The organism is Pseudomonas sp. V88_4 (genome assembly GCF_029967985.1).
Classification (GTDB): Bacteria; Pseudomonadota; Gammaproteobacteria; order Pseudomonadales; family Pseudomonadaceae; genus Aquipseudomonas; species Aquipseudomonas glycinae.
This window is the reverse complement of record NZ_JASCAF010000040.1, coordinates 366,599-388,448: the sequence shown is the minus strand read 5'-3', so window position 1 is coordinate 388,448 and position 21,850 is coordinate 366,599. Positions and strand designations below refer to the sequence as shown.

The 21,850-nt window shown below is 60.0% G+C and carries 22 protein-coding genes and 1 tRNA gene; 8 read left to right on the top strand and 15 right to left on the bottom strand.

The window, feature by feature from the left end; translation table 11 throughout:
* Positions 1–51: 51 nt before the first annotated feature.
* Entirely contained in the window at positions 52–1,701 is a 1,650-nt protein-coding gene (locus QLG12_RS17125) for a phosphoethanolamine--lipid A transferase (RefSeq protein ID WP_282474956.1), read from the bottom strand.
* Positions 1,702–2,000: 299 nt separating this feature from the next.
* Here QLG12_RS17125 and QLG12_RS17120 point away from each other — a divergent pair, with 299 nt between their 5' ends.
* Positions 2,001–3,185: a cyanate transporter gene (locus QLG12_RS17120; RefSeq protein WP_282474955.1), complete on the top strand. Its 1,185-nt coding sequence runs from the start codon at positions 2,001–2,003 to the stop codon at positions 3,183–3,185.
* Positions 3,186–3,383: 198 nt separating this feature from the next.
* The gene (locus QLG12_RS17115; RefSeq protein ID WP_236193919.1) at positions 3,384–4,319 is read left to right on the top strand and encodes a LysR family transcriptional regulator; all 936 of its coding nucleotides are present in this window, start codon (positions 3,384–3,386) and stop codon (positions 4,317–4,319) included.
* Between the two features lie 3 nt (positions 4,320–4,322).
* On the opposite strand, the gene QLG12_RS17110 is transcribed toward QLG12_RS17115, so the two are convergent.
* The 6 genes from QLG12_RS17110 to QLG12_RS17085 form a co-directional block, all read right to left on the bottom strand.
* Positions 4,323–4,688: a 5-carboxymethyl-2-hydroxymuconate Delta-isomerase gene (locus QLG12_RS17110; protein ID WP_064383123.1), complete on the bottom strand. Its 366-nt coding sequence runs from the start codon at positions 4,686–4,688 to the stop codon at positions 4,323–4,325.
* A gap of 57 nt (positions 4,689–4,745) precedes the next feature.
* Positions 4,746–5,672, bottom strand: coding sequence for a LysR family transcriptional regulator (locus QLG12_RS17105; protein ID WP_011332920.1), 927 nt, complete (start codon positions 5,670–5,672; stop codon positions 4,746–4,748).
* Between the two features lie 73 nt (positions 5,673–5,745).
* On the bottom strand, positions 5,746–7,842 hold the full coding sequence (locus QLG12_RS17100) for a DUF6311 domain-containing protein (RefSeq protein WP_282474954.1): 2,097 nt from the start codon (positions 7,840–7,842) through the stop codon (positions 5,746–5,748).
* The gene (locus QLG12_RS17095; RefSeq protein WP_197871645.1) at positions 7,839–8,225 is read right to left on the bottom strand and encodes a GtrA family protein; all 387 of its coding nucleotides are present in this window, start codon (positions 8,223–8,225) and stop codon (positions 7,839–7,841) included. Before QLG12_RS17095 ends, QLG12_RS17100 begins: the two co-directional genes overlap by 4 nt.
* Positions 8,222–8,932: a methyltransferase domain-containing protein gene (locus QLG12_RS17090; RefSeq protein WP_282474953.1), complete on the bottom strand. Its 711-nt coding sequence runs from the start codon at positions 8,930–8,932 to the stop codon at positions 8,222–8,224. The genes QLG12_RS17095 and QLG12_RS17090 overlap by 4 nt, the downstream gene beginning before the upstream one ends.
* A gap of 3 nt (positions 8,933–8,935) precedes the next feature.
* Positions 8,936–9,904 carry a glycosyltransferase family 2 protein gene (locus QLG12_RS17085; RefSeq protein WP_197871641.1) on the bottom strand — a complete coding sequence of 323 codons (969 nt, stop codon included), beginning with the start codon at positions 9,902–9,904 and terminating at the stop codon, positions 8,936–8,938.
* 276 nt (positions 9,905–10,180) lie between these two features.
* On the opposite strand from QLG12_RS17085, the gene QLG12_RS17080 reads away from it, so the two are divergent.
* A complete protein-coding gene (locus tag QLG12_RS17080; RefSeq protein WP_064383113.1) occupies positions 10,181–10,372 on the top strand; it encodes a DUF1508 domain-containing protein in 192 nt (63 codons plus the stop codon).
* Positions 10,373–10,432: 60 nt separating this feature from the next.
* Here QLG12_RS17080 and ppk2 read toward each other — a convergent pair whose 3' ends face one another.
* Positions 10,433–11,257, bottom strand: coding sequence for a polyphosphate kinase 2 (gene ppk2 / locus QLG12_RS17075; protein ID WP_282474952.1), 825 nt, complete (start codon positions 11,255–11,257; stop codon positions 10,433–10,435).
* 257 nt (positions 11,258–11,514) lie between these two features.
* On the opposite strand from ppk2, the gene QLG12_RS17070 reads away from it, so the two are divergent.
* Positions 11,515–12,915 (top strand): DUF3300 domain-containing protein, encoded by a 1,401-nt coding sequence (locus tag QLG12_RS17070; protein ID WP_282474951.1) that lies wholly within the window; start codon positions 11,515–11,517, stop codon positions 12,913–12,915.
* Complete coding sequence (locus QLG12_RS17065; RefSeq protein ID WP_282474950.1) at positions 12,912–13,808, top strand: DUF2950 domain-containing protein; 897 nt, start codon at positions 12,912–12,914, stop codon at positions 13,806–13,808. Before QLG12_RS17070 ends, QLG12_RS17065 begins: the two co-directional genes overlap by 4 nt.
* Before the next feature lie 75 nt (positions 13,809–13,883).
* Here the strand turns inward: QLG12_RS17065 and QLG12_RS17060 are convergent.
* The 5 genes from QLG12_RS17060 to dapA all read right to left on the bottom strand — a co-directional run bounded on the left by QLG12_RS17060 (position 13,884) and on the right by dapA (position 17,577).
* Positions 13,884–13,973 (bottom strand) — tRNA-Ser (locus QLG12_RS17060).
* An 84-nt stretch (positions 13,974–14,057) separates the two neighbouring features.
* On the bottom strand, positions 14,058–14,771 hold the full coding sequence (purC, locus tag QLG12_RS17055) for a phosphoribosylaminoimidazolesuccinocarboxamide synthase (RefSeq protein WP_007963288.1): 714 nt from the start codon (positions 14,769–14,771) through the stop codon (positions 14,058–14,060).
* A gap of 28 nt (positions 14,772–14,799) precedes the next feature.
* A complete protein-coding gene (locus tag QLG12_RS17050; RefSeq protein WP_282474949.1) occupies positions 14,800–15,561 on the bottom strand; it encodes an MBL fold metallo-hydrolase in 762 nt (253 codons plus the stop codon).
* Positions 15,562–15,565: 4 nt separating this feature from the next.
* A complete protein-coding gene (bamC, locus tag QLG12_RS17045; RefSeq protein WP_011332910.1) occupies positions 15,566–16,681 on the bottom strand; it encodes an outer membrane protein assembly factor BamC in 1,116 nt (371 codons plus the stop codon).
* A gap of 17 nt (positions 16,682–16,698) precedes the next feature.
* Positions 16,699–17,577, bottom strand: a complete 879-nt coding sequence (dapA, locus tag QLG12_RS17040) for a 4-hydroxy-tetrahydrodipicolinate synthase (RefSeq protein WP_197868580.1) — start codon at positions 17,575–17,577, stop codon at positions 16,699–16,701.
* A gap of 313 nt (positions 17,578–17,890) precedes the next feature.
* Here dapA and QLG12_RS17035 point away from each other — a divergent pair, with 313 nt between their 5' ends.
* Positions 17,891–18,451, top strand: coding sequence for a glycine cleavage system protein R (locus tag QLG12_RS17035; RefSeq protein ID WP_007958014.1), 561 nt, complete (start codon positions 17,891–17,893; stop codon positions 18,449–18,451).
* Between the two features lie 10 nt (positions 18,452–18,461).
* A complete protein-coding gene (locus QLG12_RS17030) occupies positions 18,462–18,935 on the top strand; it encodes a peroxiredoxin (protein ID WP_197868581.1) in 474 nt (157 codons plus the stop codon).
* A 34-nt stretch (positions 18,936–18,969) separates the two neighbouring features.
* On the opposite strand, the gene QLG12_RS17025 is transcribed toward QLG12_RS17030, so the two are convergent.
* Both QLG12_RS17025 and QLG12_RS17020 read right to left on the bottom strand, forming a co-directional pair.
* Positions 18,970–20,040 (bottom strand): AI-2E family transporter, encoded by a 1,071-nt coding sequence (locus QLG12_RS17025; protein WP_282474948.1) that lies wholly within the window; start codon positions 20,038–20,040, stop codon positions 18,970–18,972.
* Between the two features lie 32 nt (positions 20,041–20,072).
* Complete coding sequence (locus tag QLG12_RS17020) at positions 20,073–20,312, bottom strand: sulfurtransferase TusA family protein (protein WP_011332907.1); 240 nt, start codon at positions 20,310–20,312, stop codon at positions 20,073–20,075.
* A gap of 97 nt (positions 20,313–20,409) precedes the next feature.
* Here QLG12_RS17020 and QLG12_RS17015 point away from each other — a divergent pair, with 97 nt between their 5' ends.
* Entirely contained in the window at positions 20,410–21,843 is a 1,434-nt protein-coding gene (locus QLG12_RS17015) for a M48 family metalloprotease (RefSeq protein WP_197868582.1), read from the top strand.
* Positions 21,844–21,850: the final 7 nt, after the last annotated feature.

Sequence of the window (21,850 nt, the reverse complement as noted above, 5' to 3'; positions counted from 1 at the left end):
GAAATCTCCTGCCTGAGGGGAAGAATAGTCTTACAGAGTGAGTCTGCCGGCTCAGTCCTTGGCCAACACCCCGTCGATCACCGCGCCCCGGCAACCGGCAAACATATCCAGATCGGGCTGGTAGACCTTGCTCTGCACTTCCAGCAGACCGAGCATCGAGTGGAACAGGTTGTCCTGGCTCAGCGGCTTGTCGCGGCTCATTTGCAGGCAATGAGTGTCGACCGAGTAGGACTTCTGATAGCTGTCGGAGAACCAGGCCAGCATCGCCACGTGTTTTTGCTGCTCCGGCGCCAGCATGTAAGGCGTGCCGTGGAGGAACAGGTTGTACTCACCCAACGACTCGCCGTGGTCGGACAGGTACAGCATGGCGGTATCGACCTTGTCCTGATTGCTGCGCAGCACATCGATCAGGCTCGACAGCACATGGTCGGTGTACACCAGCGTATTGTCGTAACCGTTTAAGATGCTTTCGCGGCTGCAATTGTTCAGTGCGTTGCTCTCACATACCGGAGTGAAGTGTTCGTATTCCTTTGGATAACGCTTGAAATACTCCGGGCCGTGGCTGCCCATCTGATGCAGGACCAGCACGGTGTCCTTGTCCAGGTGATCGATGAAGCTTTGCAGGCCCTGCAACAGGATTTCGTCGCGGCATTCATTGTTGGCGCACAGCGCCGGGTCTTTCAGATTGCTGACATCCTGCAGGGTGACGCGATCGCAGGTGCCTTTGCAGCCGGACTGGTTGTCGCGCCAGATCACGTCGATCCCGGCCCGTTTAAGCACGTCCAGCAACCCTTCCTCATTCTTTGCCTTGCTGGCGTCGTAATCCTTGCGGCCCATGTTGGAGAACATGCACGGCACCGACACGGCGGTTTCCGTGCCGCAGGAATGCACGTCGGTGAATGCGATCAGGCCGGCTTCCTTGTCCAGTTTCGGCGTGGTGTCGCGGCCGTAACCGAGGATGCCGAAGTTTTCTGCCCGGGCACTCTCCCCCACCACCAGCACCGTCAGGGATTTGCGCGGATGGTTCTGCACGGCGGCGTTGCGCTGGGCGTCTTCGCCGATTGTGACGAACGGTTGATGCACCGAGGCCACCTGCTCACGCAGATAACCGGCCGAGGCGCCGATGTAGTTGCTCGGCACCAGCATCAAGCGAATTTCGTGGTGATTGCGAAACAGCGACGAGAGCCCTTGATAATTGGCCAGCGCCACGCCGCCAATGACTGCAACCGACGCGACACTCACCACAACTTTGCTTAATAACTCGCGATGCCAACGACGATAGTTGACTGGAACTTTCCACAACAACCAGGACGGCAAGACACCCAGAAAAACGATATAAGCCAACAACTTCAAAGAAAGCAGATCGCGAACTTCAGTAGCATTGGTTTCAGCAAAGTTGCGAAACATGCCGGCATCGATCATGACCCCGTATTGGCTCATGAAATAAGCCACGCCGGCACTGACCATGAACAACAACGTCAATACGGGTTTCAACACGGGTCGAAACGCCAGCAACGTCAGCACGATGTTATACGCCGCGAAGATCATCACCCCGAACGCAATGCGCATGGCAATACCCTTGCCGTCAGCAGTGGTGATGTCGAACAGGTGTTGCCAGAGCACGAAATTGAATCCGGTCAAAAGAAAGGCGCTGGCAAACAACGTCACCCATTCCGGGCGCACGGCTTTTAACTTGAGCATGGCGAGGGGCTATTTCCTTGAAAGAAGTGCCGTCGTCAATTGTGAAAATTTCATTGACTCAGACCGCACAAACTTTAAGCACGCAACCATCAATTTTTTGTGAAAAAGAAGCCAACGATTAGTTGGCACATGAAATAACCATGAAACTTGCAGCGTATTTGAGAATGATTCAGCTGTGGTGCAGTCGCGGGCAACGAAAACGCGGTATCGAATTTCTCGATAGCGCTCCCGACTTTCTGATTTGCCGCCCCGCTCGCCTGCCCGCCTAATCGGCAACCTCTGGTTCCAAAGGTCTGACGATGGAAAACGTACGCGCCACTGCCCGCCCCGCTGTCTGGCTGATGCTCGGCATCATCCTGGTCGCCCTCAACCTGCGCCCGTCGATGGCGGCGGTCGGGCCCTTGCTTTCGGCCATTCGCGGCGATATGGCGCTGAGTTTCAGTCTCGCAGCATTGCTGACCCTGCTGCCGGTGATGGCGATGGGGCTGGCGATGTTCTTCGGCATGGCGGTCAGCCAGCGCCTCGGTGAACACCGCACGGTACTGCTGTCGTTGCTGATCATTGGCTTGGCGACGCTGTCACGGTTGTTTCTCGACTCGGCGGGTGGATTGATCGCCAGCGCCGTACTGGCCGGGATCGGCATTGCCCTGATCCAGGCCTTGATGCCCGCGCTGATCAAATCGCGGTTTCCCGACAACGTGGCGCTGTGCATGGGGCTTTACGTCACTTCGATCATGGGCGGCGCGGCGCTGGCCGCTTCGTTCGCACCATGGGTGCTGATGCAAACCGGTAACTGGCGGGCAGGGCTTGCCGTCTGGGCGGTTTTGGCACTGCTCGCCATTCCTGTGTGGTGGGCAACTCGCGCCACGTCATCGGACACCATCCGAACCGTCGTCAGAAAAGAATCTTTCTTCACGAATTCCCGCGCCTGGTTGCTCGCGATCTTCTTCGGTCTGGGCACCGCGTCCTACACCTGCGTGCTCGCCTGGCTGGCGCCTTACTACGTGGAAAAGGGCTGGAGCGAACAAAATGCCGGCCTGATGCTGGGTTTTCTGACGGCCATGGAGGTGATTTCCGGGCTGGTGGTGCCGGCCATCGCCAATCGCAGCCGTGACCGACGTCTGGTGTTTGGGGCACTACTCGGCCTGATCATCGCCGGATTTCTGGGGCTGATCCTCAGCCCGCAGCACCTGAGCCTGCTGTGGCCCTGCCTGCTCGGGCTGGGCATCGGCGGACTGTTCCCGATGAGCCTGATCGTGTCCCTTGATCACCTCGACGAACCACAACGTGCCGGCGGGCTGACCGCGTTCGTACAAGGTATCGGTTACCTGATTGCCGGGCTGTCGCCGCTGATGGCCGGGGTGGTTCGCGATCGACTGGGCAGCTTCGAGTGGGCCTGGTGGTCACTGACGGCAGTGATGGTGCTTATGCTGCTGATGGTGCTGCGTTTCAACCCACGGCATTACGCGCAACACATGGACTAATCTGGCCGGCCCGTCTGGATAAAGGCTTCTGGCCATCTTTACCGGCTTTAAGTTGGCACGTCGTGTTACTAAAACTTTCTGTCCCACAACTGACCGTGAAACGTCCTACAGGGCTTTCTCCTGGCACCATCGTTCCGTTACGATCATGCGCACACGTTTGCGCGGATTCGGCGCAAGGAGCACAGCGAGACGGAACGGATGCTGAACAGTAACTTGCTTAGAAAGCTCGACATGCAGGATCTCATGGTGTTTGTCGCCGTGTATGAGCAAAGCAGCGTCACCGATGTGTCGGAGGCGCTGTTCGTCAGCCAGTCCACCGTCAGTTACTGCCTGAAAAAACTGCGCACCAGTTTTGAGGACGAGTTGTTCGTCAACACCCGCACGGGCATGCGCCCGACGTACAAGGCCAGCAGCATGTACGGCCATGTGCAGAAAATCCTCGAAAGCATCAACCTGTGCCACGCCGGCGCCCCGACCTTCGACCCGATGGCACAAGCGGTGACCTTCAACATCTGCGCGCCGGAATACTTCGAACAACTGATCCTGCCGCGAATGTTGAAACGCTTCGACTTCGATGACTTGCCGGTGATGGTCAACATGCACAAGTTCGAGACCGACGTGCCGGTCGAAGAGTTGCGCGACGGCAGTCTCGATCTGGTGATCTGTTTCGGTCCGAACTTCCATCGCAGTCACGCCGACCTGAAATCACGCATGCTGCTGGAAGATGACCTGGTCTGCGTCTTCGACAAACGCGCCACGCCGCTGGAACCGCGCCTGAGCCTGCAAGCCTTCACCGAACGCCGGCATGTGTTCCCGACACCGTGGACGTCGACCACCAACATGGTCGATGGCTGGCTGGCGCGGCAGGCGCAGAAACGCCAGATCGTCGCCCGTTCCAACAGTTACAGCGCGGCGCTGAAGATGATCACCGGCACCGACTTCATCCTGACCCTGCCTCGGCGCATCCAGCGTTTGCTGACCAACGACGCGGTGTTCCAGCACTGCGAGGCGCCCAATGGTCTGCCGGGCTTCACCCTCGACATGCAGTGGAGCCACAACGTCGATCAGGATAGCGCCAACCTCTGGTTGCGCGAGCAGGTCATCAAGACCTGCGCGGAGCTGGAAGCGGCCTGAGTCCTACACGCCGATGGCGACTTTGCTGTAGGACTCGCGGTCGATATCGAGCAGTTCCACACTCAACTGCACCTCGACCCCAACCGGCCATTCGCACAGGTCCTGCAACACCGCCAACAGGTTCTGCGACAGTTGTTTCTTGATCTCCGAAGATCGACCGCTGAGCAGCGCCAGCCTGACCGCGACAAAGGCGCGCTCGTTCATGGCGGTGCCGACCTTGAAGGTTTCAACCTTGAGCGCACGACTCTTGATATCGAATTCCGCCCCGAATTGACCAGAACCCACCAGGGTGTTGTTGAGCCGGATCAACGCAACATCGGCGTTCAGTTGCGGCAGGTTGGCGGTGTATTCCAGGTGCAGGTGCGGCATTTCGGTGCTCCAGTGGTTCGGCGGAAAGGTCGTACATATAACACAGCAATGCCTGACTCACTCCAGCGACGACATCACCGGCCGCTCACTCATGAATTGCTCCAGCCGCGAACGCAGCCAGCGCTCGCCCGGGTCGCTGTCAACGTGGCTGAGCCAGACCATCGACAGATCGAGGGTCGGAGTCTTGAACGGGAACGGCTCCTTGAACAGCAGCCCGGACGCGGCCATGGCGTCGGCGGTGTAGTCCGGCAGGCTGGCAATCAGGTCGGTGCCGGCCAGCAGCGCCGGCAACGAACTGTACTGCGGCACCGACAGCACCACCTGACGGGTGCGACCGATGTCCGCCAGCCACTCATCGGCGTAGCCACTGACATTGGCGGTGTGGGAAACCAGCACGTGCGGGCGTGCGCAATATTCATCGAGAGTCAGCGGCGTGTCGGACTTGTCGGCGCGCAAGATGCTCGGCTGAATGTGCCGCAGCAGTTTGCGCTTGGCATTGGCCGGCAGACCACGGGTCTGGCTGATGCCGACGGTGATGTCGCCGGCGGCCAGCAGATCGGGAATCCGCCAGTAATCGACGTGTTGCACCACGAACACCACGCTCGGCGCTTCCTGGCGCAAGGCGCGCAGCAGCGGTGGCAGCAGTCCGAATTCAACGTCGTCCGACAAACCGATGCGAAAGGTCATGGTGCTGACGGCGGGATCGAAATCCCGGGTCAGGCTAAGGGCCACCGACAACGAGTCGAGCGCAGGCTTGAGATGGCGATAGATGTCTTCGGCACGGGCGGTCGGCTCCATGCGATGGCCGACGCGGATGAACAACGGATCATTAAGCATGGTGCGCAGACGGTTGAGCGCCGAGCTGATGGTCGGCTGGCCGAGAAACAGCTTCTCGGCGGCTCGGGTCACGTTGCGTTCGAGCATCAAGGTCTCGAACACCACCATCAGGTTGATGTCGGCCTTGCGTAGTTCATTGCGGTTCATCCATTGCCCCCCGATCCCCAGATTGCGCGCAGTGTAGAAAGGCCGCGGGGGCGGCGTCCATCGAAACGCTGCGTCATTGCACCGTCAACGTCTTCAGCCCCAGGCCCATCATCCGCAAATCGTCGTTGATACCCAGTTGCCGAGGGCTGACGGCATCCGGCAACTGTAATTCGATATCGAGCCGGTCATCATTGCCGAGGCGCTGGTTGAGCGCGGCGCTGATCGGAACTTCCAGGCGATTGCCTTGAAACTGCGTCAAACGGGTATCCAGTACCTGTTGGCCGTTCAGACTGACGATCACCCGCTGGCCGGGGTGCCGGGGCTGGATGAATGCCAATGCGTCGATCACGATCGAACGCGCCGGCGGCAACACCCGCAATTCGATCTTCGCCTGTTGCCCTTCCGTCCACGTCCCCCAGCTTTCCGGCGTCGACCAGCCGCTGGCCAGTTGTCGGTTTCGATAATTGAAGGTGAGCGTTTGTCCTGGGCGAGTGAGGGGGATCAGTGACATCCGCCGCCCCTCATCCTGTACGGACAGACACTGCACACAGCGTTTCCAGCCCGGCGCCAGCACCGCGACCCCATCCACGCGCGTCAGCAGATCGGTTTCACTGTTGATGGTTCTGGCGGCATCGACCAGCGCATCGTCGTCCAGCAGGTACAAAGAGTCCGCGTCGTATTGCCCCGAATCGAGCATCGCGCGTGCTTTCTGCTGTGCCCGCGCCAGCGCCGAAGTGCTCATGCGTCCCAGATAGACCGCATCGGTTTTCATCCCGTGAGTCGCTGCGAAACCGGCGATCATCTGCCAGCGCTCACCCTGGTTCTGTGGCATCAGGCTGCGGACATTGGCATAACGCGCAGCGGCACTTGCCCAGAACGGATCCGTCATCGGGCTGGCCCAGACCGACGAAGGTGCCACCAATTTTCCCTGCCGCAGCCCCATCCAGCCGTTGCGGCTATCGGCGACCTGGATCAGCAGCGCCACCGCGAGCAGACCGATGGCGATACGCGGTCGATAACCGCGCACCACCAGGAAAATCGCAGCCAGGATGCAGACGTACAGAACCGGCCAGAACATCCGGCCCGAGGCACGAAAGATATTGGCCAGCGCGACAAGACTTTTCGGCAGCGGATAACCAAGGTTCCACGCCCCGATACCGATCTGATTCGACAGCGCGAACAGCCATAAACCGAACAGGGCCATCAACAGCCATGGACGTGCGCGCACCTGATGGTTCAGCGATTGGCGGTTCCGAAACCAGGCTATCAGCGCCAGCGGCATCAACAAGAGAACGCCCAGGCCAAGATAGTTGAAACCTTCGTAATCCCCGTCAGCCTTCGGCAGATCGGGAAGGATCAATGACCAGCCAGCCGGGTCGACAGGCGACAGCAGATTCATCCGGTACAAACCAAAACCGCCGGAGGCCGCACCATCGGCAATGCTGAAGTAACCGGCCTGCCAGCAACACACGCTCACCAGAGCGAAAAGCGTACCGCCCTCGATCAACCCCTGACGCCGGCTCAAAGCCTGATTGAAAGTCTTGTCCAGCAGATCCGCCACCCAGATCAGGGCAACCATGGCCAGCAGGTAGGCGTGTACCCATGCCGTCACCGCCAGCAAGGCTCCCCAGGCGAGGCGCCGTCGGCGCAGATTCGGCAGCAGCGTCAGGTACAGCGCGGCCAGAATCAGGAAATGGCCGGCCAGTGAAAGGTGCCCGCCCATGCGCAAGAACATTGCTGGCGATAACGCCAGCAGCCCTGCACCCAGGAGTCGAATCAAGGGATTGGCCGTCATCAGCCCAATCAGTTTCCAGCCAAACCAGGCTTGCAACACGCAACACGCCAACAGCCACAAACCGAAATACTGGAAGGTGTCCGGCAACCAGGCATTGAATGGTTTGAACAACAGCGCCAGCAGTGGAATGGAGTCGGAAAAAATGATCGCGCTACCCAGTTCCAAACCGTAAGAAGGATTGAGCCCGAGCGGAAAAGTCCACGGCGCATGCCGGAAAAATGCCCAGCCCAGATAATGCGTCGCCGGATCGCCCTGCTCCAGCCAGGCGATGTTCTGGGGGTTCAGCGCCTGCGGCCCGACCACCAGAAAAAACACCAGAACACCCAATAACAAGGGCAACAGAAATAGAGCCGGCTGCTCGCTTGAATCCTTCATCGATACGTCCAGAAGTTATGCAGTACGAACGTGAACGCCGGAATCGTCAGCGCCACCGCACCGATACCCGCCAGATAATGCAATCCGGCCAGCTGCACCGCCCAGGCCACGAACATCGCCAACAGAAAGCCGCCCGCCGAAACCATCAGAAAACGCAGCAGGGTCTTGCCGTGCAACCGGGCGGAAAAACTCCAGGTGGTGTTGATCACGTAGGACACCACCGTTGCCACGGCAAAAGCCACGCCGTTGGCCAGCGGAGGCTGTGGACTGACGAAGTTGATAAACAGCACCGCCACCAGTGCATGCAGTGCCGTAACGAACAGACCGGTTACGGCGAAGCGCAGGCCGCGCTGAATCAAAGCGGATCTCTGGGGTATCGTCACGGCTTGCGCGCCAGCACGAACACACTCAGACCGCCCACACGGTTGATGCCCATCAACGGCAACTCAAGACTGCACAGGGTTTTCAGCAGCATATTGACCAGCGGATGATGTTTTTTCAGCTGCGAACGCGGGGCCGCCCCCCGAGCGCCGCCGGGTAACAGGCGCGACGCCAGCGCAAGCGGGAAGACCACTGCGAAGTAATAGGCGCCCCGCTCCACCGTCAATCCGGCGTTACCCGCCAAAGCCTCGAATTGCCCCAGGGTGTAGCGACGCTTGTGTTCGAGAAAATCATCGTGCCCGCTCCACATGAACTGGAACGCCGGCACGGTCATCAGGAAGCGACTGCCGGACGGCACTTTGTCGACGTACGACTTGAGCAGACCGAGGTCGTCATCGACGTGCTCCAGTACATCCATCAGCAACACCAGATCAGCGTCGACGTTGTCGATCGAGCGACGGTAATGCACCGGTTTGCCAGCAGTGGTGGCGCTCGAGTCGGCCGGGTAGCTGATGTCCACGCACCACGCTTCGCGCGCCGCCGCGTGGGTCAACAAGTGATGGGAGAAAAATCCTGAACCGGCGCCGACGTCGAGAATTCGTTGGATCGGCGCTTCACCCAGCAAACGGCGGGTGGCGGCCGCTTTGGAGCAGTAATACCAATGTTCGTCGATGCTGTCGCCGAGGATGTCGGTTTCCTTGAGATCCATCTGTCAGTCCTTGGATTCGTAGATGCGGCGCACCAGGAAAACCGGCCGGCGCTTTGCTTCGATATAAGTGCGGCCCAGGTACTCGCCGAGCACGCCGATGCCAATCAACTGCAAACCGCCGAGAAAAGTCACGGCAACCATCAGCGAGGCGTAACCGGGCAAGTCAACGCCATGAATCAGCGTGCGCAGCACAATGAACATCGCAAAGGCGAACGACACCAGAGAGACCAGCGCCCCCAGATACGTCCAGATCCGCAACGGTTCGGTGCTGAAACTGGTGATGCCCTCCAGGGCGAAATTCCACAGCTGCCAGCCATTGAACTTGCTCTGCCCCGCCGCCCGCTCCGGGCGTTCGTACTCGACTTGGGTGGTGCGGAAACCGACCCAGGCGAACAAGCCTTTCATGAAGCGTCGGGATTCGGGCAGCGTCAGCAGCGCGTCAACCACGCAGCGATCCATCAGGCGGAAATCGCCGACATTTTCCGGCAATGCCTGTTCGGCAATTTTGTTGTGCAGGCGATAGAACCAACTGGCGGAAGTCTGCTTGGCCCAAGTGTCGTTGCGCCGGCTAAGGCGATGGCCGAGCACCACTTCAAAACCTTCGCGCCAGCGCTCGATCATTTGCAGGATGACCTCGGGCGGATCCTGCAGATCGACATCGATCGGCACCACGATTTGCCCGGTGGCCGTCTGCAACCCCGCGGAAAGCGCCGCCTCCTTGCCGAAATTGCGGCTCAGATCGACGATGCGGATGCGCGAATCGCTCTGCTGGCAATGCAGCAAACGTTCCAGCGTTGCATCGGAACTGCCGTCATTGACGAACACCAGTTCCAGTTCGACCCGCGTCTCTTGCTCGAAAACCTGACGAATGCGCAGGAGAAAGCCGTCGAGGCTGTCCTCTTCATTGAATACGGGGATCACCAGTGACAACTTCACCGGGCCCACGTGTTGCGTTCCGTGCGGATGGGTCAATGGACTGCTCTTTCTTATAGTGATTGTCGGTCGCCGAACGCTGTTCGACGCCATGAGCCGCCCAGTATTAAGCAGCAGCCCCGAATGTCATGCAAGGGTGAAACAACGGCGTTCCGGCCAATCCGGAGGACGATCCCTACGCTCTGGTCCGTGCTTTTCAGAAACATTCACGAACGATTGGAAACAAATCCCCGATAGCCAAAAAACCGCGCTCCGCTAGGCTTGCGTCGAGGCGTCACACAGGCTGTCGCACATAAATCGCATGGAGCGAACTGAATGTATTTCGAGATTTACAGGCAATCCAAAGGCACCCCGAGCACCGGCAAGGGCCAATGGCGCTGGAGATTGAGGGCGGGGAATCACGAGACGGTCGCCAGTGGCGAATCGTATGTGAACAAGGCGGATTGTCTGCACGTGATCGAATTGATCAAGGGTGTGCAGGGGGATACGCCGGTCAAGGAGATCTGAGGATTCGATCAAAACGCCGGGCTGCCTGTGCGGGCAGTTCCGGCGACTTCTGATCTGGCCTTAGAACCTTTCGGGAATGTGTCGGAACGGATAATCCGACTCTTTATAACCACTTGGTTTCTGCCGCTTGGGCAATCTCACTTTCTCTCGCGGCACCTCTTTGTAGGGGATGCGACTGAGCAGGTCGGAGATGATATTGAGCCGCGCCCGACGCTTGTCGTTCGAGTTGGCCACCAGCCATGGTGCGTAATCGGTGTCGGTGGCTTCGATCATCTCGTCCCGCGCCCGGGAGTAGTCATACCAGCGGCTGTAGGACTTGAGGTCCATCGGCGACAGTTTCCAGATCTTGCGCCCGTCGACAATCCGCGCCTCCAGGCGCCGTGTCTGTTCTTCCTGGCTGACATTGAGCCAGTACTTGAGCAGGATCACCCCCGAACCGACAACTGCGCGCTCCACCAGCGGCACGCTCTTGAGAAACTTGTCGACCTGTTTGTCCGTGCAAAAGCCCATCACCCGCTCGACACCGGCGCGGTTGTACCAACTGCGATCGAAGATCACCACTTCGCCGGCGGCCGGCAAATGCGGCAGATAGCGCTGCAGGTACATCTGGCTCTTCTCGCGATCAGTCGGGGCCGGCAACGCGATGACGCGAAAGACTCGCGGGCTGACCCGCTCGGTGAGTGCCTTGATGGTGCCGCCCTTGCCCGCACCGTCACGGCCTTCGAAGATAATGCAGATCTTGATGCCCTCGGCCTTGACCCATTCCTGCATTTTCACCAGTTCGATATGCAGGCGGCGCAGCTCGGCAAGGTAGTCCTTGCTTGACAGTTTTGTATGTTCGTCAGGTTTTTCTCGGGGCGAGTCTTTCTTTTTTCCCTTTGCCATGGCCAGACCTCTCGGGTTGGAGCGACAGCCAGGCTCTTTGGCATTGCATGGCCTGGAACCGGAAAGTTTAGTCATTTATCGCAAAACGCAAGCAAACGTGCGGTAACTCACAGGCAACGTGCTTATTTCGAAAAAGCCTGTACAACTTTTGACGGAATGCCAATCGCCAACCATTCTCCATCACGGCGCAGCGTCCGATGTCGGCCGTTGATGCCTGGCGTGTTGCAAACCTGCCATCTGGATGTGGGGAAAAGGTCATGCACAGTTCGCTCTTGCGTGCCGCGTCGCTCCTGCTCGCCTTGAGCGCTGCACCGCTCTTGTTGCAGGCCGCCGATGCGCCTGCGGCCCCGGCGGCGGCCACCGCTCCGGCCAAAGATGCCGTGTTTACCGCAGAGCAGCTCGACCAGATGCTCGCGTCGATTGCCCTGTATCCCGACCCACTGCTCGCTCAAGTACTGATGGCCGCCACTTATCCGGGAGAAGTCGCCGAAGCCGCGGCCTGGTCCAAGGCTCATCCGGACGCCAAGGGCGATGACGCGGTCAAGCAAGTGGCCAGCCAGACGTGGGATCCGAGCGTGCAGGCATTGGTGGCGTTCCCGCAGGTCTTGGCGACTCTGGGGCAGGACCCGGTCTGGGTACAACGTCTGGGGGATGCCTTTCTGGCCCAGTCTGACGAACTCATGGCCGGCGTTCAGCGTTTGCGGCGTCAGGCCCAGGCGGCGGGCAATCTGCAGAGCAATCAATATCAGAATGTGACAGTGCAGAACGTAACGCCGCCCATCTCTGCCGGGACAACCAAGCCTGCCGACAACACAACCATCATCATTCAGCCCGCCGATCCGCAGGTGGTCTACGTCCCGACCTATAACCCGACGACCACTTACGGCACCTGGCCTTATCCGGCCTCGCCGCCGGTGTATTACCCGCCGCCGCCCGCCTATTATCCCGGCCAGGCACTGGTGGCCGGACTGGCCTTCGGTACGGGCGTGGCGGTTGTCGCGTCATTGTGGGGCGACTGCGATTGGGGCAATAACGATATCGACATCGATGTAAACCGCTACAACAACATCAACGGCAACAACCGGATCACCAACAACCAGAACAAGTGGCAGCACAACACCGTGCATCGAGATGGTGTGCCTTATCGTGACAACCGCAGCCGCGCGCAGTATGGCCGGCAGCTGGACGGCGCCGCTCAGCGTGACGCCTATCGCGGGGACAACGCGCAGCGGGCCCAGGCTCGGGAAAGGGCCCGCAGTTCGATGGACAGGGCCGGTATCGAACGTCCCGCCACCAGCAATCGGGAAGCCCGCAATCAAGTCCGCGAAGCGCAATCTGCCAACGTTGGCAATCGCATGCAAGGTGGTGCGGACAGACCCAGAGCCGCCGACCGTGCTCAAGGCAACACGCGGGAAGCGCGGCAACCGGGCGCGAATCAACGCGATACCCGTACATCTCAAGCCCGACCCGCAGCAGGCAGCGCGCGGAACAACGCCTTCGCCGGCGCGCGCTCCCCGTCACAGACCCGCGTCCAGGCTGATCGTGGGCGGGCCAGCCAGATTTCCGCGCAACGTCCCAACCCCTCACGCGCCGCCGGACATCAGATCAGCCGGCCCTCCGGCGGGGGCATGCGTCAGAGAGGGGGTGGCCGTCGATGAACACTCATTCTCTGTTCAGGAGCTGCCTGATCCTCGCGGCCGGCCTCGCATTGTCGACCTTCGCCTCGGCCCAGCAAGTATTTCCAACTCCGGAAAAAGCCGCTGACGCCTTCGTCGAAGCCCTCGGTACAGAACACGCCGATCAAAAACGCCTGACTGAATTGCTGGGCAAGGAATGGCACAGCTTCATTCCCCGTGAAGGCTTGCAGCGCAGCGATGTCGATGCCTTCCTGCAGCAATACCGCAAACAGCACACGCTGGAAAAGACCGGCGACAGCAAGGCCGTGCTCTCCGTCGGGCCCGATCACTGGACACTGCCCATACCCCTCATCAAAGACAAAACCGGCTGGCGCTTCGACATGAACGCCGCGCAGATCGAAATCCGCGCCCGCCGCATCGGCCGTAACGAACTGGCGGCGGTGCAATCGGCGCTGGCCTACCACGATGCACAAATGGACTACGCCTCGGAAGACCGCGACGGCGACGGCGCCCTCGAATACGCACAGAAAATCTTCAGCTCCCCCGGCAAACACGACGGCCTCTATTGGCCAGAAGACGACAGCGGCCAGATCAGTCCCCTCGGCCCCGCCTTCGGCCAGGCCATCAACGACGAAGACTGGCACGGCTACCACTTCCGCATCCTCGACGCCCAAGGCCCGTCAGCACCGGGCGGCACCTACAGCTATCTGATTGGAGACAAGATGAGTCGCGGATTCGCCTTGATCGCGTGGCCGGCGAAGTATGCCGACACCGGGGTGATGAGCTTCATGATCAGCCATGAGGGCCAGGTGTTTCAGAAGGACCTCGGGCCGGATGGGGAGAAAGTGGCGAAGGCGATGAAGCGGTTCGATCCGGATGATAGTTGGGAGGTGGTGGACTTGGGGCAGAAGTAGTTGGGGTATTGAATTGGTCTGGATCGGAAACGAAAAAGCCCCGTAGCTTCTCAGCTACGGGGCTTTTTCTATGTATGGCGGAGAGATAGGGATTCGAACCCTAGGTACCGGTGAAGGTACAACGGATTTCGAATCCGTCCCATTCGGCCACTCTGGCATCTCTCCAACGGCGCGCATCATAACAACACTTTCGTTGAATGGGAAACCCCCAGACGAAATTTTTTCCGTGCTATCAGATGCTTGCGTCGATTAAAGCGGTACGCCCAGACGGTTGGCGACTTCTTCGTAGGCTTCGATGACGTCACCGAGGCCTTGGCGGAAGCGGTCCTTGTCCATCTTCTTCTTGGTGTCCTTGTCCCACAGACGGCAGCCGTCCGGGCTGAACTCGTCGCCCAGGACGATGGAGCCGTCGCTGAACACACCGAATTCAAGCTTGAAGTCCACCAGCAGCAGGCCGGCATCGTCGAACAGTTTGCTCAGGACTTCGTTGACCTTGAGCGACAGTTCTTTCATGCGCGCCAGTTGCTCGGCGGTGCCCCAGCCGAAGGCCACGACGTGGGATTCGTTGATGAACGGGTCGCCCTTGGCGTCGTCCTTCAGGAACAGTTCGAAGGTGTACGGGTTGAGCTTCATGCCCTCCTCGACGCCCAGACGCTTGACCAGGCTGCCGGCGGCGTAGTTACGCACGACGCACTCGACCGGGATCATGTCCAGCTTCTTCACCAGGCATTCGTTGTCGCCCAGCAGCTTGTCGAACTGGGTCGGAATACCGGCCGCTTCGAGTTTCTGCATGATGAAGGCGTTGAACTTGTTGTTCACCATGCCTTTGCGGTCGAGCTGCTCGATGCGCTTGCCGTCGAACGCCGAAGTGTCGTTGCGAAACAGCAGGATCAAGCGGTCAGCGTCGTCGGTCTTGTAAACCGATTTGGCTTTGCCGCGGTAGAGTTCTTCACGTTTTTCCATGATGGGCTCCGCTTGCTAAGTAGATGGGCTAGGCGATGTGGCGCCAGTCGAGCCCTGAATCTTGATCGGCCAGTTGCAGCCAGTCCGGGTCGCACCCGAGGGTGTCGACAAAACATTGCCGGGCCAGCTGCGGCAGGTTGTTCTTGCTGCTCAGATGGGCCAGGACCAGGTGTTGCAGGCCTTGCCAGCCCAACTCGGCCACCAGGAATGCCGCCTGATGGTTGTTCAAATGTCCCAGCTCGCCGCCCACCCGCTGCTTGAGAAAGTACGGGTAATGACCACGGGCCAGCATGTCGCGACAATGGTTGGACTCGATCATCAACGCATCGAGGTCCCGATAGCCGTCCAGCACCCGCTCGCAGTAGGAACCCAGGTCGGTCAGCAGGCCGAAGCGCCGCTGCTCTTGATCACTGAATACGTACTGGGTCGGTTCCTGTGCATCATGGGCCACGGCAATGACCCCGATGTTCAGAGCACCGATCTGCAGTTGCTCGCCACCGGTCACGAAACCGGCAGGTTCAATCGGTTTGCGCATCCCGCGCAGTGTGCCGCGACTGAGGTAGACAGGCAGATTGTAGCGCCGAGACAGCAAACCCACGCCATGCACGTGGTCGGCATGTTCGTGGGTTACGAGTATCGCGCTCAGTTGCGCCGGGCTCACACCCAGGCGCAACAGGCGTTTTTCGGTTTCCCGCAGGGAAAAACCACAATCCACCAGCACATACGTATCAGCACTGGCGATCAGCGTGCCGTTCCCTTGGCTACCGCTGCCGAGAACGGCAAAACGCATTGGATCAGCCCAGGTTGTCCTGAATCACGCTCAACACTTTGCGGGCGACATCGGCCGGCGCAACGGTGTTGATGTTTTTCTCGACGGTCACCTGAACGTTTTCGCCGACCTTGCTCAGGCGAACCTGATAACGCTCGGCACGGGCTTCAACTTCTTCCTTGGTCGGCGCGCTGCCGAACAGGCTGCTGAAGAAACCAGGCTTCTCGTCTTTCTTCTCGGCCTTTTCGGACAGGTTGATGTAGTAGAGACCCAGGCTGCGGTTGATGTCTTCAACGCGCCATTCACCCTGCTCCAGTGCACGACCGACGCTCGACCAGGCACGATCCAGGTCCGTACCGACGTTCAGTACCGGGTTGCCGCTGCCGTCTTCGCTCAGGCTGACACGGCTCGGGGTATCGAAATCACGCGAAGCCAGCATCGACACCGAACCACCCTTCTCGGAGGTACGGCTCATGCTCGCGAGCATGTCGTCGACCAGCGCGGCGTCGAGGCCGGTGTTGACCGAACGGTTGGTGAAATCGACATTGGCAGTGCTGCCGGCAGGACGCTCGGCGCTGACCACATAGACTTCACTGGTGTTGCGCTGCACGCCCGGCTCAATGCGCACCCGCACACGGGTTTCACTGTCGGTGCTGACGCCGGCGGCGCTCAGGCGCTTGGCCATGGCGGCGGACAGTTCGTCGGAATGCTGCCAGGTGGTGGTGAATTCGCCGGTTTGCGGGCGCTGTTCATCCAGACGGAAACCGTTGTCCTGGAAGTACTGCACCGCCACTGGCCAGACTTCGGCCGGTGGATGCTGGGCCATGACCCAACGGGAATCACCGCTCTTCTGCAGCGAGTAGTCGCTGGCATCGGCCACGGTCGACAGCGGTTGAGGACGCGGAACGATGTATTCACCCTTGGCGGTGTCGTCGGCCACGTTGCGCGGGATCGGCAGCAGCGGATCCAGGCGCTTGGAGGTGCTGACGTCCGGTGGCAGTTGCATCGGTGCAGTCTGTTGCGCTTCCAGGTAATCGCTACCACGGTCACGGAAATAACCTTCCGGGCCCCAGATCCATCCGCAGCCACTGGTGCTGGAGATAATCAAGGCAAGTGCGGAAAGTCCGGCCATTCGCTTCATGCGTTGTACTTCCTCAATTAAACCAGGACGTTGCACTGGCGCAGGGCCGAGCGCAGCGTTTCATGACAAGGAGCGCTCAGCCAGGTCAGCGGCAGGCGGATGCCTTGGTGCATCAGGCCCATTTCGACCAAAGCCCACTTCACCGGAATCGGGTTGGCTTCGATGAACAGGTCCTTGTGCAGCGGCATCAGTTTTTCGTTGATCGCCCGTGCGGTCTCGGCGTCGCCCTTGAGCGCGGCCTCGCACAGGTCGGCCATTTCGCGCGGGGCGACGTTGGCGGTGACGGAGATGTTGCCCTTGCCGCCCAGCAGGATCAGCTCGACTGCGGTCGGATCATCACCGGACAGCACGATGAAGTCCTTGCTCACGCCTTCGATGATCGCCTTGGCACGTTTCAGGTCGCCGGTCGCTTCCTTGATGCCGATGATGTTCGGCACGGTGGACAGGCGGATCACGGTCTCGGCCTGCATGTCGCAGGAGGTGCGGCCGGGAACGTTGTAGAGAATCTGTGGGATGTCGACCGCTTCGGCGATGTGCTTGAAGTGCTGGTACAGGCCTTCCTGGGTCGGCTTGTTGTAGTACGGGACGACCAGCAGGCAGGCATCGGCGCCGGCTTCTTTAGCGTTGCGGGTCAGCTCGACCGCTTCGCGGGTCGAGTTGGCGCCCGTACCGGCGATCACCGGAATACGACCGGCAACCTGTTTGACCACGGCTTTGATGACGGCGATGTGTTCTTCTACATCAAGGGTTGCCGACTCGCCGGTGGTGCCGACCGCGACAATGGCATGGGTGCCGTTCTTGAGATGGAAGTCCACGAGTTTGCTGAGGCTGTCCCAGTCAAGACGCCCTTGTGCATCCATGGGAGTGACCAGTGCCACCATACTGCCCGCAATCATGAAACCGCTCCTGCCGGAAAAAGAGAGCGGTAATGGTACTGGCGCCAAGATGCTTGCACAAGCGAAGTACTGTGCCGCCATTCCCCTTGGCGCCGCTTTTCGCTACCCTTCAGACTTTGATCGGTACTGATCAGCTTGTACGCCGGGTTCCAGTCTCCCGTTTCGGCCTCCCGGGCCCCGTTCCAGTGTCGTTGCCGTACGCTTGCTTGTTCATGAAGCCGTAGCGCCACACGAATCGGGCCTTCCGGACAGGCATTGCCCCGGCAATCAACGCCCTCTCCCTACCGACCGCTCATCGCTTTAGGAATGCTGCATGTCCACCCCCACAGTTCGCGAACAATTCCTTGTCATCAGTGCCCTCGGCGCCAATCCCATGGAGCTGACCAACGTCCTGTGCCGCGCCAGCCATGAAAACCGCTGCGCGGTGGTTACCTCGCGCCTGACCCGCCACGGCGAGTGCAGCGCGCTGGTGCTCGAAGTCTCCGGCAGCTGGGACGCCCTGGCTCGCCTGGAAGGCAGCCTGCCGGTGCTGGCCAAGCGTCATGCGTTCACCGTCAACGTGGTGCGCAGCGCCGCCCTGGAAAACCGTCCGCAAGCCCTGCCGTACGTGGCTTACGTGTCTTCGGCGTACCGTCCGGACATCATCAACGAGCTGTGCCAGTTCTTCATGGATCACAACGTCGAGCTGGAAAACCTGACGTGTGATACCTATCAGGCACCGCAGACCGGCGGCACCATGCTCAACGCCACGTTCACCGTGACCCTGCCCGCCGGCACCCAGATCAGTTGGCTGCGCGACCAGTTCCTGGATTTCGCCGACGCCATGAACCTGGATGCACTGATCGAACCGTGGCGCCCACAGAACCCAATGTAAGGAAGCTTTCATGGCCGTTGTCATCGACCAACCGGTTACGGATTTCGAAGCACCTGCCACCAGCGGGCAGACCGTCAGCCTGTCGGCCCTCAAGGGCAAGCAAGTGGTGATCTACTTCTATCCGAAGGACAGCACCCCGGGCTGCACCACCGAAGGCCAGGGCTTTCGCGATCAATACGCAGCGTTCAAGGCTGCCAACACGGAAATCTTCGGAGTTTCCCGCGACAGCCTGAAGTCCCACGAGAACTTCAAGTGCAAGCAGGAATTTCCGTTTGAGCTGATCAGCGACAAGGACGAAGCCGTCTGCCAGCTGTTCGACGTGATCAAGCTGAAGAAACTTTACGGCAAGGAATATCTGGGCGTTGATCGCAGCACGTTCCTGATCGACAGGGACGGCGTACTGCGTCAGGAATGGCGCGGTGTGAAAGTGCCAGGACATGTCGATGCAGTGCTGGCTGCTGCTCAGGCGCTGAACAAGGCCTGATGCTGTCGGCGCCCTCGCGGGCGCCGCTCCATTTTCAAAGCAGCGGCGCTACCGCCGGCTCCTTGCGCGGCCAGGCATCCAGCACAGCCTTGAACAGCGTCGCCAGCGGAATCGCGAAGAACACTCCCCAGAATCCCCACAACCCGCCGAACAACAGCACCGCACAAATGATCGCCACCGGGTGCAGGTTGACCGCTTCGGAGAACAGCAACGGCACCAGCACGTTGCCATCCAGGGTCTGGATGATCCCGTAAACCGCCATCAGATAGATGAACTGATCGCTCCAGCCCCACTGGAACAGCGCAATCAGCAGCACCGGCACGGTCACCATCACCGCACCGACATACGGCACCACCACCGACACGCCCACCAACAGGGCCAGCAGCGCCGCGTAATTGAGCCCCAGCGCGACGAACGCGATGTAGGTCACGCCACCGCAAATCACGATCTCGATGACCTTGCCGCGAATGTAGTTGGCGATCTGCCGGTTCATTTCCTCGGCAACCCGGGTGATCAGCGCCCGTTCGCGCGGCAAATAGCCGCGTACCCACTCGCCGATCATTGCCCGGTCCTTGAGGAAGAAGAACACCAGGATCGGCACCAGCACCAGATAGATCATGATGTTTACCAGCAGTGGCAGGCTCGACAACGAGAACGTCAACGCCCACTGGCCGAACTTGCCGATCTCGCCTCGCGCCGCTTCGATGGCTTGCAGCACCTGCTCATCGGAGACCAGATGCGGATAGCGCTCGGGCAGCAACAGCAGCAGCGATTGCCACTTGGCGAGCATGCCCGGCAACTCGTTGAACAGGGTGATCAACTGGTGCCAGAGCAGCGGCAGCACCACGACGATGAACACCATCAGCACGCCCATGAACAACGCAAACACCAGACCGACCGCCGCGCCACCGGGCACACGCAGGCGCTCGAGCGTGAGCACCAACCCCTGCATCAGATACGCCAGCACCATGCCGGCCAGCACCGGCGCGAGCATTCCGCCAAGCGTCAGTACCGCGGTGAAGGCGAGAAACAACAGCACCGCCAGCACCACGGCTTCTTCATCGGAGAAGTAGCGCTGAATCCAGTCGCGCAACACTTTGAACATCAATTTTCCTTAGGTCATTTACGCGGTCGGTTTCAGGCTTTTTTCAGCCAGTAACGGTAGACACCCGCCTCGTCTTCTTCACGCAGCAGCGTATGACCGGCCAACTTGGCAAAGGTGCGAAAGTCGCGTTGCGAGCCAGCATCCGTGGCAATCACCTTGAGTATTGCACCGCTGGGCAACTTGTTCAGTTCCATCTTGGCCTTGAGTAACGGTAACGGACAATTCAGGCCACTGGCGTCCAGTTCACAGTCATGGGCTACAGCGTCGGTCATGCGTCACTCCGAATCAGGTGGTCAGGCTGCCTAGAATATCTGGTCGCAGGCCCGGTGTCCGGCTACAGTAAGGTCTTTGTCGACTAAGGCTTTGTGCATGACATTTCTGCGCCCTACCCTGCTGACGCTCGCTTGCCTGCTCGCCTCACCGGGCTTCGCCGACGACCTGCCGTCACTCGGTGACGCCAGCTCTGCCATCGTCTCGCCACAACAGGAATATCAATTGGGTCGCGCCTGGCTGGCGTTGCTGCGCAGCCAGGTTTCGCAGCTCAACGATCCACAGCTCAAAGACTACGTCGAGTCCAGCGTCTATAAGCTGGTGGAAACCAGCCAGGTCAATGACCGACGCCTGGAGTTCATCCTGATCAACAGCCCGCAGTTGAACGCCTTCGCCGCACCGGGCGGGATTGTCGGGGTCAACGGTGGCCTGTTCCTCAACGCCCAGACCGAAGGTGAATATGCCTCGGTACTGGCCCACGAACTGGCTCACTTGTCTCAGCGCCACTTCGCCCGAGGCGTCGAGGCCTCCCAGCGGATGCAGGTGCCGATGATGGCCGCTCTGCTGGCCGGCATCGTGATTGCCGCTGCCGGAGCCGGCGATGCCGGGATCGCGACCATCGCCGGCACCCAGGCGGCAGCCATTCAGTCGCAGCGGACCTTCTCGCGTCAGAACGAGCAGGAGGCCGACCGTATCGGCATTCTCAACCTGGAAAAGGCCGGTTACGATCCGCGTTCGATGCCAACCATGTTCGAACGCTTGATGCGCCAGTATCGCTACGACGCCAAGCCACCAGAGTTCCTGTTGACTCACCCGGTAACCGAATCCCGCATCGCCGACACCCGCAACCGCGCCGAACAGGCCAAGCCCGGCGGTATCGAGGACAGCAAGCGCTACCAACTGATCCGGGCGCGGGTGCAGTTGACCTATGAAGAAACGCCGGGCCTTGGTGCCAAGCGCTTTCGCGCGCAACTGGATGAGAACCCGAAAAACGACGTGGCTCGATACGGTCTGGCGATCGCCCAGATCAAGGGCGGCCAGTTGAACGAAGCACGGGAGAATCTCAAGCAACTGCTGGAGAAATCGCCGAACGAGATCATCTACAACCTCGCGCAGATCGACCTGGACATCACTAACAACAAGCTGCCCGATGCTCAGTCCCGGGTTGACCGGATGCTCAGCCAGTATCCTGGCAACTATCCGCTGAATCAGGTGCGCGTCGATCTGCTGCTGAAACAGAACCGAACCGCCGATGCGGAGAAGGCACTCGAAGGCTTGTTGAAATCGCGTCCGGACGATCCAGACGTTTGGTACCAGGTTGCAGAAACCCGCGGACTGTCCGGCAACATCATTGGCTTGCATCAGGCCCGTGCCGAGTATTTCGCGCTGGTCGGCGATTATCGCCAGGCCATCCAGCAACTGGACTTCGCCAAACGCAAGGCGGGCAGCAACTTCCCGCTGTCCTCACGCATCGATGCACGCCAGCGCGAGCTGATGGAGCAAGAGCGTATGGTCAAGGACATGATGGGTTAAGCCCGCG